Origin of the sequence: Acinetobacter sp. V2 (assembly GCF_001188385.1) — a bacterium.
Lineage (GTDB): Bacteria > Pseudomonadota > Gammaproteobacteria > Pseudomonadales > Moraxellaceae > Acinetobacter > Acinetobacter oleivorans.
The window spans coordinates 1,340,302-1,345,685 of record NZ_JZFB01000001.1 but is presented as its reverse complement, the minus strand read 5'-3'; the positions used below and the strand labels follow the sequence as shown (position 1 = coordinate 1,345,685).

At 39.3% G+C, this 5,384-nt stretch carries 6 protein-coding genes; all 6 read left to right on the top strand.

Features of this window, described 5'->3' with window-relative positions; all coding sequences use genetic code 11:
* Positions 1-404, top strand: a 404-nt coding sequence (locus UC75_RS20380; protein ID WP_228137122.1) for a DUF1302 family protein, incomplete at its 5' end; no start/stop codon positions are given.
* 71 nt (positions 405-475) lie between these two features.
* The gene (locus UC75_RS06150) at positions 476-886 is read left to right on the top strand and encodes a PH domain-containing protein (protein ID WP_049837029.1); all 411 of its coding nucleotides are present in this window, start codon (positions 476-478) and stop codon (positions 884-886) included.
* Between the two features lie 70 nt (positions 887-956).
* Entirely contained in the window at positions 957-2,330 is a 1,374-nt protein-coding gene (locus UC75_RS06145) for a PQQ-dependent sugar dehydrogenase (protein ID WP_049837028.1), read from the top strand.
* 177 nt (positions 2,331-2,507) lie between these two features.
* Positions 2,508-3,785 carry a salicylate 1-monooxygenase gene (gene salA, locus UC75_RS06140; RefSeq protein ID WP_049837027.1) on the top strand — a complete coding sequence of 426 codons (1,278 nt, stop codon included), beginning with the start codon at positions 2,508-2,510 and terminating at the stop codon, positions 3,783-3,785.
* A gap of 42 nt (positions 3,786-3,827) precedes the next feature.
* Positions 3,828-5,183, top strand: a complete 1,356-nt coding sequence (locus tag UC75_RS06135; protein WP_049837026.1) for an MFS transporter — start codon at positions 3,828-3,830, stop codon at positions 5,181-5,183.
* A gap of 88 nt (positions 5,184-5,271) precedes the next feature.
* Positions 5,272-5,384, top strand: a 113-nt coding sequence (locus UC75_RS20375; RefSeq protein WP_228137217.1) for a helix-turn-helix domain-containing protein, incomplete at its 3' end; no start/stop codon positions are given.

Below are 5,384 nucleotides of genomic sequence, written 5' to 3'. Positions count from 1 at the left end.
TTTCAACAGGGGCTTATAATCCTGAAACAGGCGAATTTAAATGTACGCCGTATGGTACAGCTCATCTTACCAATGCAGAAATAGACAATTTAAATGAACGCTTTTGTAGTAAAAATGGTTTTTTTAATGAATGGTCATTTGGTTACCGACTACGTGGCGCATTAAATTATCAAGATATTTTACCCTCTACAGTGATTACACCAAGTCTTAGTTTTAGACATGATGTTTATGGATATAGCCAAAACTTTCAAGAAGGGCAAATGAGTATAAGTGCAGCGTTATCTATGACTTATCAGCAAAAATATACAACAGAGATTGCCTATAATAACTTTTTTGGTTCTAATGAATTTAGCACCATAGATGATCGAGATTTTGTATCATTAACATTTAAAGCTAATTTTTAGTTCAATTATTTTATTAAAAAAATATATAGAAAGACTCGTTATAAATGATATTTAGACGTGGAGGATAACTTTTGAAATTTAGATCAAAAATTGATTGGTGGCTTTTATTAATATTTGTTGTTATCACTGCCAATATCCTTATGAAAATTTATGAAGCAAATCATCATTATTCTTTAGCTTCAAATTTTCCACATCTCGTCATTTATAGTTTAATCATTTTTCTTATTTGGCTCCCCATCTTTAATACTTATTATATGGTAGAAAACAACACTTTAATGATTAAGAGCTTGGTATTCCGATGGAAAATTAATATTGATGATATTACCGAAATAGAGCCTACTCATAATCCACTTTCATCTCCAGCACTCTCATTAGATCGACTTAAAATTTATTATATGAAAAATGGAGAAATTACTTCAGTGATGATTTCACCAAAAGATAAAGAACGTTTTTTTCAAGCCATAAACAAAAGACTCCATTAAAGTTGCTTGTTTAATTGCAAACATAAATTACGCTATTTCCATGACGACAAAAAATAAATGGAGATAACCCATGACGACACGTTTTTTACTGCCAATTTTGGGCACTACGGTTTTAATTACATTAGCTGGATGCGCTTCATCCTCTCAATATCCAATTACCGACAGTTATGGGCCAGATCCAAAATTACCTGAGCCTAAATCAAGTCTATTACCAACCGTTAATATAGCGCCAGCAGAAGGCTGGCCGAGTGGGGTAATGCCAAAACCAGCAGAAGGTTTAAAGGTCAAAGCATTTGCCAAAGGACTTGAACACCCACGCTGGCTTTATGTATTACCAAATGGCGATGTATTAGTTGCTGAAACGGATGCCCCGCCTAAACCAGAAGACAGCAAAGGAATTAAAGGTAAAATTATGTCTTTTGTGATGAGACGTGCAGGCTCATCTCATCCAAGCGCAAACCGTATTAGCTTACTTCGTGATACCAATGGGGATGGTGTCGCTGACCAGAAAACGGTATTTCTTCAAAACTTAAATTCTCCATTTGGTATGGCATTGGTCGGTAATAACTTATATATCGCCAATACAGATGCATTGGTGCGTTTTCCTTATCAACAAGGTGAAACTCAAATTACAGCCAGTGGAACCAAAGTATTGGACTTACCAGGTGGCCCTTTAAATCACCATTGGACCAAAAATGTGATTGCTAACCCAGCTGGTACCAAGCTGTACATTACCGTCGGTTCTAACAGTAACGTTGCTGAAAATGGATTAGATCAAGAAAAAGGCCGAGCACAAATTACGGAGTTTGACATCGCAAGTGGTCAGTCACGCCCATTTGCAACGGGCCTACGTAATCCAAATGGTATGGCTTGGCAACCTCAAAGTGGAAAACTCTGGACGGTTGTTAATGAGCGCGATGAAATTGGGAGTGACCTAGTACCCGATTATATGACGTCAGTTCAAGATGGCGCTTTTTATGGCTGGCCTTACAGCTACTATGGTCAACATGTTGATGTACGAGTTAAACCACAAAATCCAGCAATGGTTGCCCGTGCAATTAAACCAGACTATGCACTAGGCAACCATACGGCTTCTTTAGGCCTCACATTTTATGCAGCCGAACTCATGCCGCAATTTAGAGGCGGTGCATTGATCGGTCAGCATGGTTCTTGGAACCGTAAGCCTCACAGTGGTTATAAAGTCATTTTTGTACCATTTAGAAGTGGTCAACCTTCTGGTCCACCGCAAGATATTTTGACTGGATTCCTCAGCGATAAAGGCAAAGCGTATGGTCGCCCTGTGGGTGTAGCAATTGATTTCTCAGGTGCTGTGTTAGTTGCAGATGATGTGGGCAATACGATTTGGCGTGTTTCGCCAGTTGCAGAGACAACTTATGAAGCTCCAATGAAATATGCTATTGGAACCCCGCCAGGCACACCATAAAGTGTTTTAACAATCATTTATTAGCATGGGCGACCTTTAGACTTTATAGAGGCTCGCCCAAATGGCTATTATTTAATTTTTAAATAATTGAACAAAAAAAATACTAATTGGACTTTATAAGCCAACTTCTCAAAAATGAATATGTGAAAATGATAATGATGTTTAAGGAATAAACACATGAATACACATATTCGAATTGCCGTGGTCGGTGGTGGTATTGCTGGTCTGGCTTTAGCAAGTAATTTAAGTAAACACGCCCATTTAGATGTCCAAATGTTTGAATCTGCCCCTCAGTTTTCTGAAATTGGGGCAGGGATTTCTTTTGGTGCCAATGCAGTCAAAGCCATTGAATTGTTAGGTTTAGCTAACGAATATCATGCAATTGCAGATAAAGTATCGCCACCATTTCAAGATGTTTGGTTTCAATGGCGTAATGGTTATACCGATGAATATTTATCTGCATCCATCGCGACAGGTGTAGGGCAGTCATCTGTTCATCGTGCTGACTTTCTTGATGCCATTATTCCTCACATGCCTACGCAAAATGTCCACTTTTCTAAACGCCTAGAGGCGATTGAAGAACAAGATGATCAGGTGATTTTACACTTTAATGATGGTAGTCAGCATGAATGTGATTATTTGATTGGGGCTGATGGTATCCGCTCTGTGGCTCGCCAATATGTTTTAGCTTCTCATCATTTACCACCAGTTCATCCACGTTTTTCAGGAACCTGGGCTTATCGTGGCATTATTTCTCACGCTTCATTTAAAGAAGCTTTGCAGCAAATAAATGGCGATACAGATTTAGCAGATATTCCGCAAATGTTATTGGGTAAAGACAAACATATTTTAACGTTCCCGATTCGTAAGGGGGAGCAAATTAATATTGTTGCTTTCTACTCAAACCGTGAAGATACAATACTACCAGCCGATACACCGTGGACTAAGCCTGTCGATAAGGCTCAAATGCTTTCCGATTTTTCAGACTGGAGTGAAAGCTGCCAAACATTACTCGGTTTAATTGAACAGCCTACCATTTGGGCCTTACATGAAATTGAAGAACTTTCGACTTATCAAAGTACCTCAGGTCATGTCATTGTCATGGGCGATGCTGCACATGCCATGTTACCTCACCAAGGTGCAGGAGCAGGCCAAGGTCTTGAAGATGCATTAATCCTTGCGGCCTTATTGTCGACAAAAAACTTACAAGCAAATCAGTTAACCGATGTGTCTTCGATATATGAAAAGCTCCGTTTAAAACGTGCTTGTCGTGTTCAGCAAACTTCTCGTGAGTCTGGCGAAATTTATGAGTGTTATTCGACTCAGTACCCAACGTTTGCCGAAATTGGCGAACATCTTGAGCATCGCTTTGATTGGTTATGGCAACACGACCTAGAAAAGGATGTTGCAGAAGCACAGCAACGATTACATCAGCTAGGAATGGCAACCATTTAAATAAATTTTTGTTTTACACACAATTTGCTAAGGAAAGCAATTATGGAAAAACTAAATGCAAATCAATTGATTGATGACGCAAGATTAACACCATTACATTGGCGGGTGATCTGGCTGAGTGCGCTCATTATTATTTTTGATGGCTATGACTTAGTCATTTATGGTGTGGCATTGCCTAAGCTCATGCAACATTGGCAGTTAGATAGTATGACTGCTGGATTGCTGGGCAGTGTTGCATTATTTGGCATGATGTTTGGTGCCATGATTTTCGGTAGTTTGGCCGACAAATTAGAGTCATATGGCTTTAGCCGTAAGCGTTTAATTATACTGTGTGTCTTCATTTTTAGTGGTTTTACGGTGTTATGTGGTTTTGCCAACAGTCCTAAAGAGTTTGCCATTTATCGATTTATTGCCGGCCTCGGTTTGGGCGGCGTAATGCCAAATGTCATTGCCATAATGACCGAGTTTGCCCCAAAGAAATTACGATCAACTTTAGTATCACTTATGTTTAGCGGCTACGCGATTGGTGGCATGAGCTCAGCGCTTTTAGGCATGTGGTTGGTTCCTAAGTTTGGTTGGCAAATCATGTTTATTTTGGCGGGTATTCCACTCATTTCATTACCGATTATTTGGAAATTTTTACCCGAATCAATTGATTATCTGGTTCGCCAGAAAAAATGGAATGAGGTGCGTGATTTACTTAAACAGTTAGCGCCAGAACACAACATAGCTGATCATACGAGCATCGTATTACACCAAGAAAATCAACAAACTGCGGCTCGACCTTTGGTTGCTCTTTTTACCGAAAACCGTGCTTTAGTCACTGTGTTTTTCTGGCTGAGTGTATTTATGGCTTTACTGATGGTATATGCGCTCGGTAACTGGATACCAAAACTTATGGTCGAGGCGGGATATGATTTATCAACCAGTCTGGTCTTTTTATTGGCGCTAAACTTGGGCGGGATGTTAGGTGCAATCGGTGGAGGATACTTTGCTGATCGTTTTCATCTAGGTAAAGTTATTTGTTCACTTTTCTTAGCGGGCGCAATTTCACTTTACTTGCTGAGCTATGCTTTACCCATGGCCATTTTATATCTCTGTATTGCCATTGCAGGAGCGGCGTCTATCGGCGGGCAAATTTTATTACTCGCTTATATGGCCCAGTTTTATCCTTCACCAATTCGCAGTACTGGTATTGGTATGGCTTTAGGTGTAGGTCGTATTGGGGCGATTTTAGGTCCGATTTTATGTGGCTGGCTTTTAAGCTTGCACTTACCGATTGAATATAATTTCATCGCACTAGCTATTCCTTGTGTGCTGGCAACCTTAAGTGTGATCGCTATAAGTATTTGTAATCGAACCAAACGTGTAATGCTAAATTCAAGTATATCTCCATAAGAATTAAGCATTTTATTCCTGTAAAAGGAACTAAACTCTAAGCAAAGAAGTTAAAGTCTTTGTTTAGAGTATTTAAAGGATCAGAACCATGGATTTAGGTTTGATTAAAGTTTTTGTCTGTATCTATGAGTCTCGGCATATTAGTAAAGCTGCTGATAAATTGAATTTGAGCCAGCCTTCTGTGACTTATAATTTGAACCG